The organism is Methylomicrobium agile (genome assembly GCF_000733855.1).
GTDB classification, from domain to species: Bacteria; Pseudomonadota; Gammaproteobacteria; order Methylococcales; family Methylomonadaceae; genus Methylomicrobium; species Methylomicrobium agile.
Genome location: NZ_JPOJ01000001.1, coordinates 3434878 through 3452344 on the forward strand (window position 1 = coordinate 3434878; position 17467 = coordinate 3452344).

The 17467-nt window shown below is 54.9% G+C and carries 17 protein-coding genes; 8 read left to right on the forward strand and 9 right to left on the reverse strand.

Features of this window, described 5'->3' with window-relative positions:
• Positions 1-7: 7 nt before the first annotated feature.
• From flgL to CC94_RS0116170, 5 genes are all read left to right on the forward strand, one after another.
• Complete coding sequence (flgL, locus tag CC94_RS0116150; protein ID WP_005371509.1) at positions 8-934, forward strand: flagellar hook-associated protein FlgL; 927 nt, start codon at positions 8-10, stop codon at positions 932-934.
• A 235-nt stretch (positions 935-1169) separates the two neighbouring features.
• On the forward strand, positions 1170-2438 hold the full coding sequence (locus CC94_RS0116155) for an EAL and HDOD domain-containing protein (RefSeq protein WP_036304057.1): 1269 nt from the start codon (positions 1170-1172) through the stop codon (positions 2436-2438).
• A 130-nt stretch (positions 2439-2568) separates the two neighbouring features.
• Positions 2569-3426: a flagellar motor stator protein MotA gene (gene motA, locus CC94_RS0116160; RefSeq protein ID WP_005371511.1), complete on the forward strand. Its 858-nt coding sequence runs from the start codon at positions 2569-2571 to the stop codon at positions 3424-3426.
• A 47-nt stretch (positions 3427-3473) separates the two neighbouring features.
• Complete coding sequence (gene motB / locus CC94_RS0116165; protein WP_005371512.1) at positions 3474-4445, forward strand: flagellar motor protein MotB; 972 nt, start codon at positions 3474-3476, stop codon at positions 4443-4445.
• An 11-nt stretch (positions 4446-4456) separates the two neighbouring features.
• Positions 4457-5203: a hypothetical protein gene (locus CC94_RS0116170; RefSeq protein WP_031431570.1), complete on the forward strand. Its 747-nt coding sequence runs from the start codon at positions 4457-4459 to the stop codon at positions 5201-5203.
• On the opposite strand, the gene dinB is transcribed toward CC94_RS0116170, so the two are convergent.
• The 4 genes from dinB to hemB all read right to left on the reverse strand — a co-directional run bounded on the left by dinB (position 5186) and on the right by hemB (position 8832).
• Positions 5186-6298 carry a DNA polymerase IV gene (gene dinB, locus CC94_RS0116175; protein ID WP_031431571.1) on the reverse strand — a complete coding sequence of 371 codons (1113 nt, stop codon included), beginning with the start codon at positions 6296-6298 and terminating at the stop codon, positions 5186-5188. The two genes, CC94_RS0116170 and dinB, sit on opposite strands and share 18 nt — an antisense overlap.
• Positions 6299-6368: 70 nt before the next feature.
• The gene (aroE, locus tag CC94_RS0116180; RefSeq protein WP_031431572.1) at positions 6369-7208 is read right to left on the reverse strand and encodes a shikimate dehydrogenase; all 840 of its coding nucleotides are present in this window, start codon (positions 7206-7208) and stop codon (positions 6369-6371) included.
• Between the two features lies 1 nt (position 7209).
• Positions 7210-7713: a hypothetical protein gene (locus CC94_RS0116185; protein ID WP_005371517.1), complete on the reverse strand. Its 504-nt coding sequence runs from the start codon at positions 7711-7713 to the stop codon at positions 7210-7212.
• A gap of 114 nt (positions 7714-7827) precedes the next feature.
• Entirely contained in the window at positions 7828-8832 is a 1005-nt protein-coding gene (hemB, locus tag CC94_RS0116190; protein WP_031431573.1) for a porphobilinogen synthase, read from the reverse strand.
• A gap of 156 nt (positions 8833-8988) precedes the next feature.
• Here hemB and CC94_RS0116195 point away from each other — a divergent pair, with 156 nt between their 5' ends.
• Complete coding sequence (locus CC94_RS0116195) at positions 8989-9624, forward strand: MlaC/ttg2D family ABC transporter substrate-binding protein (RefSeq protein WP_005371519.1); 636 nt, start codon at positions 8989-8991, stop codon at positions 9622-9624.
• 134 nt (positions 9625-9758) lie between these two features.
• Here the strand turns inward: CC94_RS0116195 and cysN are convergent, their stop codons facing one another.
• The 3 genes from cysN to cysD form a co-directional block, all read right to left on the reverse strand.
• Positions 9759-11381: a sulfate adenylyltransferase subunit CysN gene (gene cysN / locus CC94_RS0116200; protein ID WP_005371520.1), complete on the reverse strand. Its 1623-nt coding sequence runs from the start codon at positions 11379-11381 to the stop codon at positions 9759-9761.
• A gap of 66 nt (positions 11382-11447) precedes the next feature.
• Positions 11448-11795, reverse strand: a complete 348-nt coding sequence (locus CC94_RS0116205) for a four helix bundle protein (protein WP_005371522.1) — start codon at positions 11793-11795, stop codon at positions 11448-11450.
• 42 nt (positions 11796-11837) lie between these two features.
• On the reverse strand, positions 11838-12746 hold the full coding sequence (gene cysD, locus CC94_RS0116210) for a sulfate adenylyltransferase subunit CysD (protein ID WP_005371523.1): 909 nt from the start codon (positions 12744-12746) through the stop codon (positions 11838-11840).
• A 150-nt stretch (positions 12747-12896) separates the two neighbouring features.
• Between cysD and CC94_RS0116215 the strand changes: the two genes are divergently transcribed.
• A complete protein-coding gene (locus CC94_RS0116215; protein WP_005371524.1) occupies positions 12897-13250 on the forward strand; it encodes a hypothetical protein in 354 nt (117 codons plus the stop codon).
• A 21-nt stretch (positions 13251-13271) separates the two neighbouring features.
• Here the strand turns inward: CC94_RS0116215 and CC94_RS0116220 are convergent, their stop codons facing one another.
• Together CC94_RS0116220 and CC94_RS0116225 are read right to left on the reverse strand one after the other, a co-directional pair.
• Entirely contained in the window at positions 13272-14879 is a 1608-nt protein-coding gene (locus tag CC94_RS0116220; RefSeq protein ID WP_005371526.1) for an NAD(P)/FAD-dependent oxidoreductase, read from the reverse strand.
• 124 nt (positions 14880-15003) lie between these two features.
• Complete coding sequence (locus CC94_RS0116225; protein WP_005371528.1) at positions 15004-15240, reverse strand: hypothetical protein; 237 nt, start codon at positions 15238-15240, stop codon at positions 15004-15006.
• Positions 15241-15883: 643 nt separating this feature from the next.
• Between CC94_RS0116225 and coxB the strand changes: the two genes are divergently transcribed.
• Positions 15884-17407 (forward strand): cytochrome c oxidase subunit II, encoded by a 1524-nt coding sequence (gene coxB, locus CC94_RS0116230; protein ID WP_005371535.1) that lies wholly within the window; start codon positions 15884-15886, stop codon positions 17405-17407.
• Positions 17408-17467: the final 60 nt, after the last annotated feature.

Consider the following 17467-nt stretch of genomic DNA (forward strand, 5'->3'; position numbering starts at 1 on the left):
GACTGTCATGCGAATTTCGACTTCTTGGGCGCAGCAATTGAGCCTCAATTCCATTCTGAACCAGCAGGTCCGGTTGAGCCAGACCCAGATGCAGCTGTCTTCCGGCAAAAAAATACTGGCGCCGTCCGATGATCCCGCAGCCGCTGCGCGCGTGGTCGATCTGAATCAAAACCTCAATCAGACCGAGCAGTATCAAAGAAATATCGATACCGCCAGGCAAAGGCTTTCGTTACAGGACGGACTATTGCAGAACGCGGTGGATATTTTTCAACAAATCAACGAGTTGGGAATTCAGGGCTTGAATGACACGAATTCGCCGAGCGACAGGAATGCGATCGCCACGGAAATGGAGGGCTTGAAGGATCAACTGGTGGCGATAGCCAACAGCCGAAACGCGAACGGCGAATATGTGTTTGCAGGATTTAAAAGCGATACCCAGCCTTTCGAAAAGGTTCCCGCCCCCGGCGGGGGATATGCCTACGGCGGAGACGGCAATCAGCGGCAGATTCAAATCGGTACGGATCGTCTGGTGGCTGACGGAAACCCGGGCGAGAGTGTTTTTGGAGTGCCTACCGGCGCGCCTCCCCCCGCCGGTCCATCTCCCGGCATCGATAACGCTTTTGAAGCGATAGACAAATTTATCGCCGACCTAAAAAGCAATGCGCCGGAATCCAGTTCGCTGGACGATATTAAGCAATCCATGGAGAGGATAATCAATGTGCAATCCTCGATAGGGGTTCGGCTCAACGTATTGGATCAGCAAGAAAACATGCATGCCGATCAGGTGCTTAACATCCAAACGGTATTATCCGGAATCGAGGATGTCGATTATGCCGATGCCATCAGCCGCTTCAGTCTTCAATCCACTGCATTGCAGGCGGCTCAGCAGGCTTTCGTACAGGTGCAAAAGCTGTCGCTATTCAACCTCTTTTGACTTCGGAGGACTTTCCCGATACTTCCGGCTTTCTGTCCGGGCGTATAGCAAGTTATCCATATACATCTGATCATGCGGTTAAACTTATTCGCCGAAAGCCGGAATATAAAGCCAGGGTATATATCGGCTCGGCGATAGAATGGCGGCGTTTCCCGTGAAGTCGAGAAATGACTTCCGATTCGCCCCGTGTTTATGGCATTCTGTAAGGTAAAGGCGTGAATCGCAGATTCATAACATGGCGTTTAGACATAGAAAACACTGCGTGCCGGATAATAATCCCAAAACAGAGCTGGAATGCCCGACAGAGATCGTTCAAGTAGGACGCCAGCCCATCCTTGACCGCAATCAACGGACCTATGGTTATGAGTTGCTGTATCGATACCGGAATGCCGGACCGGAGGAAGGCGCCAACGGAAATCTCGTAACGGCGCGTACCCTGCTTTATACGTTTCTTGAATTCGGCGTGAAACATTTGGTCGGGCCTCATAAAGCGTTTGTGAATTTTACGAGAACATTGTTTACCGATGTGCAAGCCTTACCGCTGGATAAGGACCGTTTCGTGCTGGAGGTTCTGGAAGACATTGAAATCGACGCCGAACTGGTAGGCGGCATACGTAAGCTGCATGAGAGCGGCTTTATTATCGCCCTGGATGATTACAGGTTCGAGCCTCATTGGTCTCCTTTATTACCTTATTGCTCTATCGTCAAAATCGATATTACCGGACTCCACCTCGAAGCCTATTCGCAAAATATTGCCGATTTAAAGAAGAAAGGATTGGTTTTGCTTGCGGAGAAAGTTGAAACGTATGCCGAGTTTGCAAAGGTGCTGGAAATGGGTTTTGATCTTTTTCAAGGATACTTTTTCGCCAGGCCCCAGATATTGAATACCAAAATTCTGCAGACCAATCAGAATTTATTGATAAAGATGATTTCCCGAATCAATGATCCCGCGGTGGGTCTGGACGAGTTGGCCCGGTTGATTTCTCTGGATCCCCAACTCAGCTTTAAAGCCCTGCGATTCATTAATTCGGCCTTCTTCGGCTTTACTAAAAAAGTCGACTCCATTCAGCAAGCCGTCTTGTTTATCGGTTTAAAAAGACTGAGGGCCTGGGCAAGCCTGGTCATCATGTCCGATATGCCCGTGAAAAGCGTCGAGATTATAAAAACGGGCTTGATCCGCGCCGAATTATGTTACTCGATGAGCAAAGAGCTCGCACTCGGTAAGCCGGAAAGCGCTTATGCCGTGGGACTGCTGTCGATCCTTGACGGGATGTTCGGCCAGCCTCTCGATCAATTGGTAAAGGATATGCCTATTCAAGCCGAAATGACCCAAGCACTGGTTGAGCGTACGGGGCCTTACAGTGTCGGATTGAATTGCATTCAAGCGCTTGAACAGGGCCATTCGCTCGAACCGTTTGCGGAATTGGTCGCCATGGATAAATTGGTCGCAATCTATATACAGGCCATTACCAGCGCAGAGGATATTCTGAATGAGCTCGCCTAGGCCGTCCTCTGGTTTCTCGAAAAGAAAGCCCGCCTGATTCAAATAATCCGCTACACTTTTAATATCTTCGCCGTACCGAAAACGGAATTACCTGATAATATTTGCTGATTATATTTGAAGAGAAGGCTGCATGTTTGTCGTTATTGGATATATCGTAGTTATTGGCGCTCTGTTGGGCGGATACATGGGGGCGGGAGGGCATGTCGGCGTTCTGGTGCAGCCGTTTGAGTTTGTTATCATCTTTGGAGGGGCTGTAGGCGCCTTTATCGTTTCCAACAGCCCGAAAGTATTGAAAGCGGCGTTACGCGGTTTGGGAGGCGTATTCAAAGGTTCCAAATATACAAAAACGTTTTATCTGGAAACTCTGACCTTGTTAAACAATATTTTCGTCAAAATCAGGCAGCAGGGATTGTTGGCCATCGAGGCCGACATAGACAACCCCTCGCAAAGTCCCCTTTTTAACGCGGCGCCCAATGTGCTTGCCGATCACCATGCCGTCGAATTCATTACCGACTATCTTCGGTTGATGGTTGCGGGCAATTTCGATGTCCATCAGGTCGACAATCTGATGGATCTCGAAATCGAAACTCACCATGAAGAGGGGCATTTGCCTATCAGCGCCTTGTCGCGCCTGGCCGACGGTTTGCCGGCTTTCGGGATCATCGCTGCCGTCATGGGCGTAGTCCATACCATGGGTTCGGTAGGCAAGCCTCCCGCCGAATTGGGCCAGCTCATCGGTGCGGCGCTGGTCGGCACTTTTCTCGGGATTCTGCTTTCCTACGGTTTTATCGGCCCTCTGGTCGGCCTGATGGAGCAGAAGCTGGCCGAGTCCACCAAATACTATCAAAGCATCAAGGCCGGCTTTATTGCCTCGATGAACGGTTATGCCCCTCCCGTGGCAGTGGAGTTTGCCCGAAAAGTCATGTTCTCCGCCGAGCGTCCGCCTTTTATAGAGTTGGAAGAGCATCTCAAGAATAACAAACAATAAAAACGATATTGGCCTTACGCTACCCGCATGAATGAAAATCCGCCCGCATGAATGAAAATCCGATTGTTGTCATCAAGAAAATAAAAAAAGGCGGACACGGCTATCATGGCGGCGCCTGGAAATTGGCGTATGCCGACTTCGTGACGGCGATGATGGCTTTTTTTCTGCTCATGTGGCTGCTCGGTACGACCGAGCCTTCGATTCGGCAGGGGATTGCCGATTATTTTACCGACCCCTGGAGGCCGTCCATTGCCGGCGGGGCCAATACCGGCGATGCGACCAGCCTGATCCAGGGTGGCGGGCAAGATGTGACGCAGTCCGAGGGGCAGGTCAAGTTGACCAATGAAGGCAAGCAGGAATCCATTGCCGAGGCCAGCGACAGGGATGTCGATGAGGAAGCGGAACGGCGGGATATCAACCACCTGAAGCAACTGAAGGAAAAAATCGATAATTTGATCGAAACCACCCCGCTGATGAATCAGTACAAGGACCAGCTGATGATCGACTTTACGACGGAAGGGTTGCGCATCCAGATCATGGATCAGGAAAAAAAGGCCATGTTCAATACGGCCAGCGCCAAGATGGAGCCTTACGCGGCGCAGATTCTGGATCAGCTCGCTCCGGTCATTAACGAATTGCCGAACCGGATCAGCGTTTCGGGACATACCGACAGCGCTCCCTTTCCCGGCAATGGGCAGGGCTATACGAACTGGGAGTTGTCGGCGGATCGCGCCAACGCCGCCCGCAAAGAACTGGTGCGGGGCGGGTTAAAGGACGAAAAGATCATCCGGGTCGTGGGCCTGGCTTCCAGCGTCCATCTGAACAAGGACAACCCCCTCGATCCGATCAATCGGAGAATTTCGATCATCGTCCTGAATAAGCGAACCGAAGAAGGCGTTATCAACAGCGCCAACGTCCGCGACTTCGCACAGAAAAAGCTGCTGAACAATTCTTCTTTGCCGCCGTCGCCGGCCGTGCCGGAGATCAAGCCGCCTGTTCCCCAGCCGGTAAGCCGCTAGTCTCGGCATCGATGCGTCTGCCGGTCGTTTTTTCCGCCTTGCTGGCGCAGGCGGGAGCATTGCTTGCCGCGTTTCTGGCATTTAAAGCGAGCCTGCTTTTTGGCCTGTTGTTGCCTTGGTGGGGGTTGACGCTCCTGCAAAGCGCAACCGCCGTCGTGTCGAGCTGGCTTTTCGGTTTGCCTCCATGGTGGTTCGTCATACAGGGGCTTTTTGTGCCGATGCTGTTGCTGGTATCCGGCCTCAACTTGTCCCCCCATTTTTTTTTGGGAGGATTTTTATTGCTTTGGCTGATTTTTTTCAGTAATGCCAAGGAAAGAGTCCCGCTTTATCTCTCCAACGAAACGAGCTGCGCGGCGCTGGCCTCGCTGTTGCCCGGGCACCGGCCGTTCCGTTTTCTCGATTTGGGCAGCGGCTTGGGTGGCCTGCTGGCCCGCCTTGCCGAGCAAAAGCCGGCCGGGCGGTTCTACGGTATCGAGTCGGCGCCGCTTCCTTTTCTGGTGAGTCGGCTGCGCTCGAAGAAGAGTGGCGTGTATGTCCGTTACGGCAGCTTCTGGAATGAAAATCTGGCGGATTACGATGTCGTCTACGCTTTCCTGTCGCCGGAACCCATGGCCGAACTCTGGCGAAAGGCGAAGCATGAAATGCGGGCAGGTTCTTTGTTTGTAAGCAATTCCTTTGCCGTGCCGGACTGTGCTCCCGCCAGGATCGTGCAGTTGAACGACGCGCGGCATACCCGCCTGTTAATTTGGGAAATGTGACGGCATGGAGAAGGCGAACAGGTCCGTTTGCCGGTAATGCAGTAACTCCGGACTGTGCAGGGACGACAGGGCAATGCCCAGCAGGCGTACCTTTTTGACGCCGACCTCGGTATCTTTCAGCAAATCGGCCAGTATGGCCTCGAACCCTTCCACTCCCGTAATGGCCTGCGGCAGCGTTTTGCTGCGGGTGATCTGCACGAAGTCATGGTATTTGATTTTGACCGTGAGCGTATGCGCCGTCATCTGTTTCGCGGTCAGCCGTGCGAGTGCCTTGCCCATCAGGTCGATCAGTTGCTGCAGGATGAGGTTGGGTTCGGCGAGGTCTTCCGGATAGGTGATTTCCACGCCGACCGATTTGCTCGGGCGGAAATTGCGGACCGGCCGGTGGTCGATGCCGCGGGCAATGTCGTAATAATGCTGTCCGGCCTTGCCGAAATGCTGCACCAATAAAGACAGCGGCCAGCGTTTCAGATCCAGCCCGGACCGGATGTCCAGTTCGTGCATTTTTTTCTCGGTGGCCTTGCCGATGCCGTGAAATTTGCCGACCGACAGGCGTTCGACGAATCCGGGGCCCTGTTCCGGCGTGATCAGATACAATCCGTCGGGTTTGTCGAGATCGGAGGCGATCTTCGCCAGGAACTTGTTGTAGGAAACGCCGGCCGAGGCGGTCAGTCCGGTTTGCTGCCGAATCTTGTCTTTGATTTCCTTGGCAATCAAGGTGGCCGATCCTTGGCAATGCGAAACCTCGGTCACGTCCAGATACGCTTCATCGAGCGACAGCGGTTCGAACAGTTCGGTATAGTCGGAAAAAATGCGCCGGATCGCTGCCGAGACGTCTCTGTAAACTTCAAACCGGGGCTTTACAAAGATCGCCTGGGGACACAACCGGTAAGCTTGGGAGGAGGCCATCGCCGAACGGATGCCGAATTTTCTGGCTTCATAGCTGCAGGTCGCGACCACGCCCCGCGAATCGGGTTGGCCACCGACCACGATGGGTTTGCCCCGGTAGGCGGGATTGTCGCGCTGCTCGACCGCTGCGTAAAAAGCATCCATGTCGATATGGATGATTTTGCGCAAAGGCGAGTCGGCAGTCATGGCGTTTTCTTTGTCGGCTTGGCTGATCGAGGCCGATAGGCGGATAGGTGTTGCGCATCCGCCGGTTCGGCTAGGCTTGGGCTTTTCTTTCCCGGTCGAGCAGATCGATGACCGGATGGGTCTGGGGCCTGACTCCGCGCCAGATGAAGAACGCTTCGGCCGCTTGTTCGACCAGCATGCCGAGCCCGTCCAGGCTCTTTTGCGCCCCCTGGGCGATTCCCCAGCGCACGAAGGCGGTCGGCTCGTTGCCGTAGGCAAGATCGTAACAGTTGCCTTTATCGGCGAGCAGATGTTCGGGCAGGGGAGGCAGTTCGCCGCTCAGGCTGGCGGAGGTGGCGTTCAGAATCAGGTCGAATTGCCGTCCGGCAAGCGCTTCGAAGCCGCAGCCGGCAATGCTGCCGAGACATTCGAATTCTTCGGCAAGCCTCTCCGCTTTTTCGACGGTCCGGTTCGCGATCACCAGAGCGGCCGGGGCTTCTTCCAGGATCGGCCCGAGGATGCCCCGGCTGGCGCCGCCCGCACCGAGAATCAGGATGCGTTTGCCCGCGAGCGTGATGCGATGATTATTCAGCAGGTCCCCGACCAGGCCGCAGCCGTCGGTATTGTCGCCTAGAATCGTGCCGTCCGCCTGCAGGGCGAGCGTATTGGTCGCCTTGCTGCGTTCCGCGCGTCCGGTTTTGTGCGAGGCAAAGCGGTAGGCCAGTTCCTTCAGCGGCACGGTGCAGTTCAGGCCTTTGCCGCCGGCGGCGAAGAAGGCGCGGACTGCCTCGGCGAATGACTCGGCCTTTACCTCCTGCGCTTCGTAACTGAGCGACTGGCCTGTCTGTTCGGCGAACAGGCGGTGGATTTGGGGCGATTTGCTGTGTTTGATCGGGCTTCCGAAGACGGCATAACGGTCAATTGCGGGCATGTTAATTGTTTCTCCTCAGCCAAAAGCTCCAGATGATGGTCAGGGTGATGATGGTGGCGACGATGATCAGTTCCACCCAGAAAAAATGTTGCGTATAAGTCGGAATCACCGCCGAGACGCCCAGAAAGATGCCGACGACGCTGAAGCGCCAGCCGATGCGCACGCCGTCCAGCACCACCGCGAGCGACAGAATCAGCAGAATGACCAGGCCGGAGTTGTTTTCCGGCTTCAGCACGATCGAGTCGCCGCCGACTACGAGCAGGGTGCAGAGCCAATGCAGCGCCTGATCGCGCAACACCGGCGCGAAATTTTCACCTTCCTGTTGCGATTGCAGCCAGCCCAGAATGATCGAGAAAAAGGCGAATACGAAGACCATCATGACCCAGTAGCCGAAACCGTCGGACGGAGCGTAGTCATTGATAAAAATACCGCCGAGCGACAATATCAGCAGTATAATCAAGATGATGGCTTCGATCTGGCGTTTGCGCCTTGCGGTAAGAATCATATCCGGGACTCCGTTTGTCGTTATCGTTGTGATTGTTTTACGGCGCTCTTGCCGGCCGCTCTGGACTTTTTGAGCTCGGCAGAGCGGTTGAGTTTCAGTTCGATGTGCCTGAGTTCAATTTTGCAGCCATTCTGCCACGGACTTGGCGAAGTAGGTCAAAATGGCGTCGCTGCCGGCGCGTTTGAATGCCAGCAGCGATTCCAGCACCACCTGTTTTTCGTCGAGCCAGCCGTTGATCGAAGCCGCTTTCAGCATGGCGTATTCGCCGGAAACCTGATAGGCGAAGGTCGGGACGCCGAACTCGTCCTTGACCCGGCGGATGATGTCGAGATAGGGCATGCCGGGTTTGACCATGACCATGTCGGCGCCTTCCTGCAAGTCCAGCGCGATCTCGCGCAAGGCTTCGTCGGAGTTGGCCGGATCCATCTGGTAGTTGTATTTGTTGGCCTTGCCCAGCGCGGCCGACGAGCCGACCGCGTCCCGGAACGGGCCGTAAAAACTCGACGCATATTTTGCGGAGTAGGCCAATATCTTGGTGTTGCGGTGGCGGCTGGCTTCCAGCGCCTGCCGAATCGCGCCGATGCGCCCGTCCATCATGTCCGAGGGGGCGACGATGTCGGCGCCGGCCTCGGCGTGCGACAGGGCCTGTTTGACCAGCACTTCGATCGTTTCGTCGTTCAGCACATAACCGTCCTGATCGATCAGGCCATCCTGCCCATGCGAAGTGTAAGGATCCAGCGCCACGTCGGTAATGACGCCGAGTTCAGGCACGGATTCTTTTAGGGCGCGGACTGTGGTTTGCACGAGTCCTTCCGGATTGTAAGCCTCCTTGGCGAGATCGGACTTTTTTTCTAGGGGAATGACCGGAAACAGCGCAAGCGCCGGAATGCCGAGACTGAATAGTTCGTAGGCTTCTTCCAAAAGGAGGTCGACGGATAGTCTTTCGATGCCGGGCATCGACACGATCGGGATTCTTTCATTGCTGCCTTCGGTCACGAATACCGGATAAATCAGGTCGTCCACGGATAAGCGGTGCTCTTGCATCAAGCGGCGCGAAAAGTCGCTGTAACGCATTCTTCTCATGCGTATTTTGGGAAAATTGGTGGTATGATAGGTCATCTTGCCAGAACTTTTGGTATTTAAGAAAATCTCAACGTTAAGCACCACGCTGCAAATCGGCAGGCGCGGTTCCGCAAATTTTTTATTGTAACAGGAAAGTCATTTTGATCATTTGAAAATGACAGGCAACAGGTTTCTATCATTCTGAGGATTAATATGAAGTTCAAACAAATTACGCTTTTCGGTTTATGTCTGTTTTTTATGGCATTTTTACCGGTATCGAGCGCTTATTCGCAAGACTTGCTACCGCCTCAACAAGCAATCCAGGATGCAGCGGACAAGCTGAAACAACGCCTGCAGGATAGTTCCTTTAAGCACGATTTCGCAAAAATCACTCGATTCGTGAATGAAGTGATCTATCCGCATACCGATTTCGACAAGATTTCCGCGCTGGTGTTGGGCAAAATCTGGAAAACCGCTACCCCGGAAGAACGTGAGCGCTTCAAGCAGGAGTTCCAGACATTGTTGGTTAGAACGTACTCGCGCGCTTTCATCGAATTCAAGGAGTGGTCGGTCCGCTTCCTGCCGATGGACATGGAGCCGGGCTCCAACAAGGTGGTCGTCAAAACCGAAGTGCTGCAGCCGGGCATTCAGCCGGTCGGCGTCAATTACCGGATGTTTTTGAGCGAAACCGGACAGTGGAAGGCTTACGACATCATGATCGAAGGCGTCAGCCTAGTCACCAACTACCGGACGACTTTCACGAATGAAGTGCAGCAAAAAGGTTCGCTGGGCGCGGTGATCGAAAGCCTGGCCAAGCGTAACGCGGAAGCGTTGTCGACGAAGTCCTGATCCTAAAAATAAAGGCGGAAGGCACATCGTCAATGCCTTCCGCCTTCCCGGCCTTGTCATCGGACATTTAGAGCGATAAACGCTATCCTGCCGGTTTCCGGGTGGCGCTTTTGCAGTCCCGTTCCGGATTTTCTTCAGTAAATGATCTTTCTGTCTTTCAGCCCGTTGTAGATTTCATCGATCGGCAGCACCTCGCTGTCGAACTCGGCGTTGCATTGCGCTTCGCCGTTGACGCACAAGCCGATCAGGCCGGCGTTTTTGATTGCCTCGATCAGGGCGGCATCGGCGGTTTCCAGCACGGTCGCGGCATGGCCGTTGTCGAACAGTTTTCTTTCCAGTTGATAAGCGATTTCCCTGGCGTTCGTGCCGGTGAGCGAAACGGCCGAGGCCTGTTGGCTGAAGCGGGCCGCGCGCTCCTCGACGCTGACCGGGGGTAGGGTTTCCTCTTCGGTCGTGCCGAGGATCATGCCCGCGCCGATCGTGCCGTTGGTCAGGCGGTCGATGATGATGAAAGAAGCGGTGCCTTTGCTGGTTTTATAAGCGTCGAACACGACCGGCGCATTGACCGATACGGTGCAGTGGCCGATCTCGTTCAGCTTCAGCTCGCTGGCATCGTGGTGTTCCAGCGTATTCACGTCGATCCGGTGGTGGATCATCGATACCGAGCCGGACACGCTGCGGGTAGCCAGCTTCAGGGTGTACTGCCGACCGGGCGTCAATGCCTTTTCGTGCATCCAGACGATGTGCGCACGGAATTTATCGGCAACGATCGCTGTTAGGGTTTCGTTGCCGACGATCATGTCCCCGCGGCTGATGTCGATCTCGTCTTCCAGCGTGAAGGTAACTGCCATTGGCGGGAAAGCTTCGGCAAGCTCGCCGTCGTAAGTTACGATCGACTTGATTTTGCTGGTCTTGCCGGAGGGCAGGGCGGTGATCGGGTCGCCTTTCCGGAACACCCCGGCCGCGACGGTGCCGCAGAAGCCGCGGAAATTCAGGTTGGGCCGGTTTACGTACTGGACCGGGAAGCGCGCGTCGATAAAGTTATGGTCGTTCGCAATCTTCACGTTATTCAGCGCGTCCATCAGCGGCTCGCCGTCGAACCACGGCATGTTCCCGCTGCGATTGACCACGTTGTCGCCGTCCAGTGCCGAAATCGGGATGAAGCGGATGTCGTGCAGCGACAGCGCGGCGGTAAATTCCAGATAGTCGCGCTTGATTTTATTGAAAGTCGCTTCGCTGTAATCGACCAGGTCCATTTTGTTGACCGCGACGATGATGTGCCGGATGCCGAGCAGGGACGCGATAAAGCTGTGCCGTTTGGTCTGGGTCTGCACGCCGTAGCGGGCGTCGATCAGAATAATCGCCAGATCGCAGGTCGACGCGCCGGTCGCCATGTTGCGGGTGTATTGCTCGTGGCCGGGGGTATCGGCGATGATGAATTTGCGGGTCGAGGTCGAAAAATAGCGGTAAGCGACATCGATCGTGATGCCTTGTTCGCGCTCGGCCTGCAGCCCGTCGACCAGCAGCGCCAGATCGATCTTGCCCGCGCCGGTGGTACCCGATTTGACGCTGTCCGCCTGCACCGCGGCCAGCTGATCTTCGTAGATCATCTTGGAGTCGTGCAGCAGGCGGCCGATCAGCGTGCTTTTGCCGTCGTCGACATTGCCGCAGGTTAAAAAGCGGAGCAGTTCCTTGCGTTCGTGTTGCGCCAGATAGGCGTTGATGTCGGTGCTGATTAAATCGGACTGGTGGGACATTAGGTTGGGTTCAAGGTTCAAGGTTCAAGGTTCAAGGTTCAAGGTTCAAGGTTCAAGGTTCAAGGTTCAAGGTTTAGGCTGGCGGGATTTGATAAGCGAGGAAAGCATTTTGGAAATTTTTTCCGCTTCATTTTTTAGAGAAATTCCTGTTTCGTTATCAAAGTGCCCAATTTTTACCCTAATATAGATTTGCGTTCTTAATTCGCCGGCAGAGCCTTTGGCGTAATAGAAAAATTTAGTGGCATCTTTGTTGCTGCCTCGCTCATAACCCTCAGCGATGTTGCTGGGAATAGATAGCGCACAGCGAGTGGTTTGATCTTTAAAGCCGAAATCGTGGCATTCTTCAAGTACTTTGTAGAGCTCAACGCACAGCCTACAAGAGATTTTCCAAACTTCCAGGTCTTCAAATCGCATGATGCTGTTTTGAACTTTATATCCTGTACCTTGAACCTGATTTCAGAAATACCCTTCGCGCTTTTTCTGCTCCATCGAGCCGGCTTGGTCGTGGTCGATCAGGCGGCCCTGGCGTTCGGAGGTCGTGGTCAACAGCATTTCCTGGATGATTTCCGGCAGTGTCGTCGCATTCGATTCGACCGCGCCGGTCAACGGGTAGCAGCCCAGCGTGCGGAAGCGGACCTTCTTCATTTCGATCTTGTCGTCCGGTCCGATCGGCATCCGTTCGTCGTCGACCATGATCAGCATGCCGTCCTTGTTCACGACCGGGCGCTCCTTGGCGAAATAAAGAGGGACGATCGGGATGTTTTCGAGATGGATGTATTGCCAGATGTCCAGTTCGGTCCAGTTCGACAGCGGGAACACGCGGATGCTTTCGCCCTTGTCGATCTTGCCGTTGTAGATGTTCCAAAGTTCCGGGCGCTGGTTTTTCGGATCCCAGCGGTGATTTTTGTCGCGGAAAGAATAGACCCGCTCCTTCGCGCGCGATTTCTCCTCGTCGCGGCGGGCGCCGCCGAAAGCTGCGTCGAACTTGTATTTGTCCAATGCCTGTTTCAGGGCATCGGTTTTCATCACGTCGGTATGTTTCTTGCTGCCGTGCGTAAACGGCCCGATGCCCTGGTCGACCCCGTCCTGATTGATATAGACCAACAGCTCGAGACCAAGATCCTTCACCATTTTGTCGCGGAAGGCGATCATGTCGCGGAATTTCCAGGTCGTATCGACATGCATCAAGGGAAACGGCGGCTTTCCCGGATAGAACGCTTTCATCGCCAGGTGCAGCATCACCGCGGAATCCTTGCCGATCGAATACAGCATCACCGGCCGTTCGAATTCGGCGGCAACTTCCCGAATGATGTGAATGCTTTCAGCTTCAAGCTGTTTCAGATGCGTCAGTTTATAATCAATCATTAAGTGGGCCAGATAATTCGGTAAGCTTGAGTTTAACCCGTTATTCTAATTCGTATGGCCTTCGATTGCCAGCCGTGCGCGCAAAAGGACAGGAATTTTACCGGTGATTGCTTTATGATGACGCCTCTCATTTTTCGAAAGGATATTTCCATGCGCTTCCACGATTGTTCCCCGGTCCGCCGTTGCGGAATTCTACAGAACGCCGCCCGCCTGACCGCGATGCTGGTGTTTCTGTCTGTGTCGGGGTGCGCTTCGATCGGGCACGAATTTCCGGCCGGCCAAGTTTCGACCATACGGATCGGCCAGACGACCCAGAACGACATCTATACGACCTTCGGCGCACCCTGGCGCACCGGCATCGATAACGGAATGAAGACCTGGACTTACGGGCATTATCGGTACAGCCTGTTCAGCGAGGGCGAAACCGAAGACCTGGTGATCAAGTTCGATAACCGCGGCGTCGTGGCTTCTTACGTCTTCAACACGACCAAGCGCTCGAAGTGAATCCTTCCTCCGGCGCGGCGATTATTTTCTCTTTCCGATGATGTTCAGGGCGACCGCTTCCGCCGCTTTGATCCCGTCGATCGCTGCCGACATAATTCCGCCGGCGTAGCCCGCACCTTCGCCGGCCGGATACAGGCCGCGCGTGTTCAGGCTTTGATAGTCCCCGTTGCGCTTGATTCGGATCGGCGAGGAGGTGCGAGTTTCGACGCCGGTCAGCACCGCATCCTGCATCGCAAAGCCGGGGATTTTTCTATCGAAAGCGGGAAGCGCTTCGCGGATCGCCTCGATTGCATAAGCGGGCAGAGCCTTGCTCAAATCGCCTAGATGCACGCCGGGGGTATAAGACGGCTGCACCGAGCCGAATCCGGTCGATGGGCGGCCGGCCAGAAAATCGCCGACCAGTTGGCCCGGCGCATCGTAGGTGCCGCCGCCCAGTTCGAAGGCTCTTTTTTCCAGTTCCCGCTGCAGGTCGATGCCGGCCAGCGGGTATCCCGGATAATCGTCGGGCGTGATGCCGACCACGATGCCGCTGTTCGCGTTGCGTTCATTGCGCGAATACTGGCTCATGCCGTTGGTCACCACCTGGCCGGGCTCGGAGGTGGCGGCGACGACCGTGCCGCCGGGGCACATGCAGAAACTGTAAACGGAGCGGCCGTTCTTGCAGTGGTGCACCAGTTTGTAATCGGCCGCACCGAGCAGCGGGTGCCCCGCATAGCTGCCGAAGCGGCAGCGGTCGATCAGCGATTGCGGATGCTCGATCCGGAAGCCGATCGAGAACGGTTTCGGCTCGATATAGACGCCGCGTTCGTAGAGCATTTTGAAGGTATCGCGCGCACTGTGGCCGGCCGCGATCACGATGTGATCGGCATCGATCGTCTCGCCGTTCGCCAGCGCCACGCCGCGCACTGCGCCGTTTTCGATCAAAATGTCCTCGACGCGGCTTTGAAAACGGATCTCGCCCCCCAGAGCTTCGATCGTGCCGCGCATTTCCTCGATCATCGACACCAGCCTGAACGTGCCGATGTGCGGCTTGCTCAAATAGAGGATTTCCGTCGGCGCGCCCGCCTTCACGAATTCGGTCAGCACCTTGCGGCCGCGATGGTGGGGATCCTTGATTTGAGTGTGCAATTTGCCGTCTGAAAAGGTGCCCGCGCCGCCTTCGCCGAATTGCACGTTCGATTCCGGATTGAATTCCCGCTGGCGCCAGAGGCCAAAGGTGTCTTTGGTGCGCTCGCGCACCGGTTTGCCTCGCTCCAGAATGATCGGACGGAACCCCATTTCCGCGAGCAGCAGTCCTGCGAAAAGTCCGCAAGGCCCGAAGCCGATCACGACCGGCCTTGTCGCCAGGTTTTGCGGTGCCTGCGCGACAGGATGATAGCGGGTGTCCGGGGTAGGGGCGATGTGGGGATCGTCCCGAAAGCGCGCCAGCACGACGGCTTCGTTTTCCAGTTCGACATCGAGCGTATAAATCAGCGTAATGCTGTCGCGTTTCCGGGCATCGTAGCCGCGGCGGAAGATGCTGTGGCTTTTCAGCTGTCCGGCGTTAATGCCTAAACGTTGAATGATAGCGGATTTCAGCTGGTTTTCGGAATGGTCGAGCGGCAGTTTGAGTTCGGTAATACGCAGCATCGGTACGGCAAAAGGAATGGGCAGCGCCTGGACCGGCGCGGTTATTAAAAAAAGGAAGGTAAATATTCAAAGGCGGGCGGAACCGCAGGATTGTTTTCGGGACTTGAAAATTTCGGTGCACGATTTATTTTTGCGCCAATCGATAAAGGCGGTCGAGTTCTTCGGTCAAGCTATCGGCAGGCGGCGTCATTTTTGCACGGGCGTACCAGTAGGCCGCATTGTCGAGGTCGCCCTCCTGTCGATGCAGAAAGGCATGGATCCGGCAAGCCAGCGGGTCGGAGAAGTTCTGAATCGACCGATGCGCGGCATCCCAATCGCCGGTTTTGATTTTATCCAGAATGGGACGGTAATCGGAAGGCATAGCGGTGACCGCCTCGCGCGGATTTATCTTTGGTTAGGGCATTATACCCGAGCTTTCTTTTGATGATGAAACTCGGTTTGTGTGCCGGACCGGCGGGATAAAAGATCACTGGACCGTAGTATGGACCAGAATGGGGTCCTTTTACCAGGCGTTCACCAGGGGCTTTCTTCGTCGGTCCGCAAGCCGGCGCTCCCGTATATCGGCCGGCGGAGCACCGGCCGGCTACCGGAATGGCCACTGGTAAGGCCGGTTTTTGCCGATCTTTGCCTGCTTCGCTCATATTCCGTCTCGGGAATTTTTCATTTTTTCGATGCATTCTTTAAGGGAAAATCACATTTTTAGGTTGATCGGCGTTTACTTTTGTCTCAAATATTTTGACCGTTTTCTGCGCTTTTGTCTGTGCTAAAGCAGTTTTTACCGGAAGTTGCAGGCATTTGAGCACTAATGAATGGGCAGTGCAGCGGTCGCTGCGCAAGCTTTAACCGCTAGAGACATCTGGCTTAGAAGGGTTTGATAGGGTAGAATTACACAGTTATATTGTGAAATTTATTGCGTAGGGGGAGCTTTGTTTCGACGCTGCCCCGGATTTTCGGAATGAAATGACGCATTCAAGGTTTTTTATTACTTACGAAGGGGCTGCTCCGTGAACAAAACCAAGCAACTATTCGCAGGCACGATCTTGACGGCTATCGGGCAAGAGTTAGCGCAGGCGGATTACACGCTCAACTTAACCGAAGGGGTTACCAAGATCAGTCATGATGTTTATGACCTGCATATGCTGATTCTCTGGATTTGCGTATTCATCGGTCTTGGCGTGTTCGGCACGATGTTCTATTCGATCTTGCATCACCGCAAGGACAAAGGTCACCAGGCGGCACAGTTTCATGAAAACACCACGATCGAAATCATCTGGACCATTATTCCGACCGTGATTCTGATCAGTATGGCGATCCCGGCGACCAAGACGATGCTCGATCTCGGCGACGTGCAGGATTCCGATATGTCGGTCAAGGTGACCGGTTGGCAGTGGAAATGGGAATACGAATACCTGGACAACGGCATCAAGTTTTTCAGCAGCCTGGACGAAGAAAGCAACAAGGCGCGCCAGCTTGGCTCCGATATCGATCCGCGCACCGTGCCGAATTATTTGTTGAACGTCGACAAGCCTTTGGTAATCCCAACCAAAAAGAAAATCCGCTTCCTGTTTACTGCGGCCGATGTGATCCATTCCTGGTGGGTTCCGGCTTTGGGCTGGAAGAAAGACGCAAACCCCGGCTTCGTGAATGAGGCGTGGGCTCAGGTCGATCAGGCCGGCACATACCGGGGCCAGTGTACCGAGTTGTGCGGCAAGGACCACGGCTTCATGCCGATCGTAGTGGTTGCGATGGACCAGCCCGATTACGACGCCTGGGTCAAGAAAACCAAGTCGGAAGCAGCCCAAGGGCCTGACCTGAGCGACAAGAGTCGCGATGAGCTGATCACGGCGGGCCAAGGCGTCTACGAGAAAAACTGCGCCACCTGCCATTTGCCGACCGGTGAGGGTGTTCCCGGCGCATTCCCGGCTCTTAAAGGCAGCCCGATCGTGACCGGCGATATCAACAAGCAGGCCGAGATCGTCCTGAACGGTAAAGGCGCAATGCCGGCATTCGGCAAAATGCTGAAGGCCGATGAGCTGGCGGAGGTCATCACCTATACCCGTAACGCGTTAGGCAACTCGGTTGGCGATGAAATTCAGCCGAAAGCGGTGCACGCGATGCTGCCGGAAGGCGCAGCGGCCGTTTCGGAGTCGGACGAAGATGAAGAAGAGGCCGAGGAGCCGGCTCCGGCGGCAGAGCCGAAAGCGGATGAAAGCGCGCCGTCGTCATCCAAGGAAGCCTTGATTGCTAAAGGCAAGACCGTGTATGAAAGCCGTTGCGTTTCCTGCCATCAGGCAGGCGGCCAGGGCTTGCCGCCGACGTTCCCGGCGTTGACAGGCAGCGATGTAGTCAACGGCGACATCAAGGAACAGATCGACTTGATGAAGGCGGGCAAAGGTATGATGCCGGCTTTCGGCGGTACGTTGAGTCCTGAAGAATTTGCCGCAGTCGTGACTTATACCCGTAATGCACTGGGTAATTCGGTAAACGACATGATTACGCCCGAGGAGATTGAGCCTTTACTGCAATAAGGTGGCAAACCCTTGCGTTTACCTGGATTCATGGCTTCTTTTTTTACATTTTATTTGAGG

Excerpts from the sequence above, each read along its gene's own strand:
- CC94_RS0116215 (WP_005371524.1), top strand. The coding sequence starts at position 12,897 with ATGCGCTTCCACGATTGTTCCCCGGTCCGCCGTTGCGGAATTCTACAG.
- hemB (WP_031431573.1), bottom strand. The coding sequence starts at position 8,832 with ATGACCTATCATACCACCAATTTTCCCAAAATACGCATGAGAAGAATG.
- cysD (WP_005371523.1), bottom strand. The coding sequence starts at position 12,746 with ATGATTGATTATAAACTGACGCATCTGAAACAGCTTGAAGCTGAAAGC.
- motB (WP_005371512.1), top strand. The coding sequence starts at position 3,474 with ATGAATGAAAATCCGATTGTTGTCATCAAGAAAATAAAAAAAGGCGGA.
- aroE (WP_031431572.1), bottom strand. The coding sequence starts at position 7,208 with ATGCCCGCAATTGACCGTTATGCCGTCTTCGGAAGCCCGATCAAACAC.
- cysN (WP_005371520.1), bottom strand. The coding sequence starts at position 11,381 with ATGTCCCACCAGTCCGATTTAATCAGCACCGACATCAACGCCTATCTG.
- CC94_RS0116185 (WP_005371517.1), bottom strand. The coding sequence starts at position 7,713 with ATGATTCTTACCGCAAGGCGCAAACGCCAGATCGAAGCCATCATCTTG.
- CC94_RS0116225 (WP_005371528.1), bottom strand. The coding sequence starts at position 15,240 with ATGCCTTCCGATTACCGTCCCATTCTGGATAAAATCAAAACCGGCGAT.
- dinB (WP_031431571.1), bottom strand. The coding sequence starts at position 6,298 with ATGACTGCCGACTCGCCTTTGCGCAAAATCATCCATATCGACATGGAT.
- CC94_RS0116205 (WP_005371522.1), bottom strand. The coding sequence starts at position 11,795 with ATGCGATTTGAAGACCTGGAAGTTTGGAAAATCTCTTGTAGGCTGTGC.
- CC94_RS0116155 (WP_036304057.1), top strand. The coding sequence starts at position 1,170 with ATGGCGTTTAGACATAGAAAACACTGCGTGCCGGATAATAATCCCAAA.
- CC94_RS0116195 (WP_005371519.1), top strand. The coding sequence starts at position 8,989 with ATGAAGTTCAAACAAATTACGCTTTTCGGTTTATGTCTGTTTTTTATG.
- CC94_RS0116170 (WP_031431570.1), top strand. The coding sequence starts at position 4,457 with ATGCGTCTGCCGGTCGTTTTTTCCGCCTTGCTGGCGCAGGCGGGAGCA.
- motA (WP_005371511.1), top strand. The coding sequence starts at position 2,569 with ATGTTTGTCGTTATTGGATATATCGTAGTTATTGGCGCTCTGTTGGGC.
- flgL (WP_005371509.1), top strand. The coding sequence starts at position 8 with ATGCGAATTTCGACTTCTTGGGCGCAGCAATTGAGCCTCAATTCCATT.
- CC94_RS0116220 (WP_005371526.1), bottom strand. The coding sequence starts at position 14,879 with ATGCTGCGTATTACCGAACTCAAACTGCCGCTCGACCATTCCGAAAAC.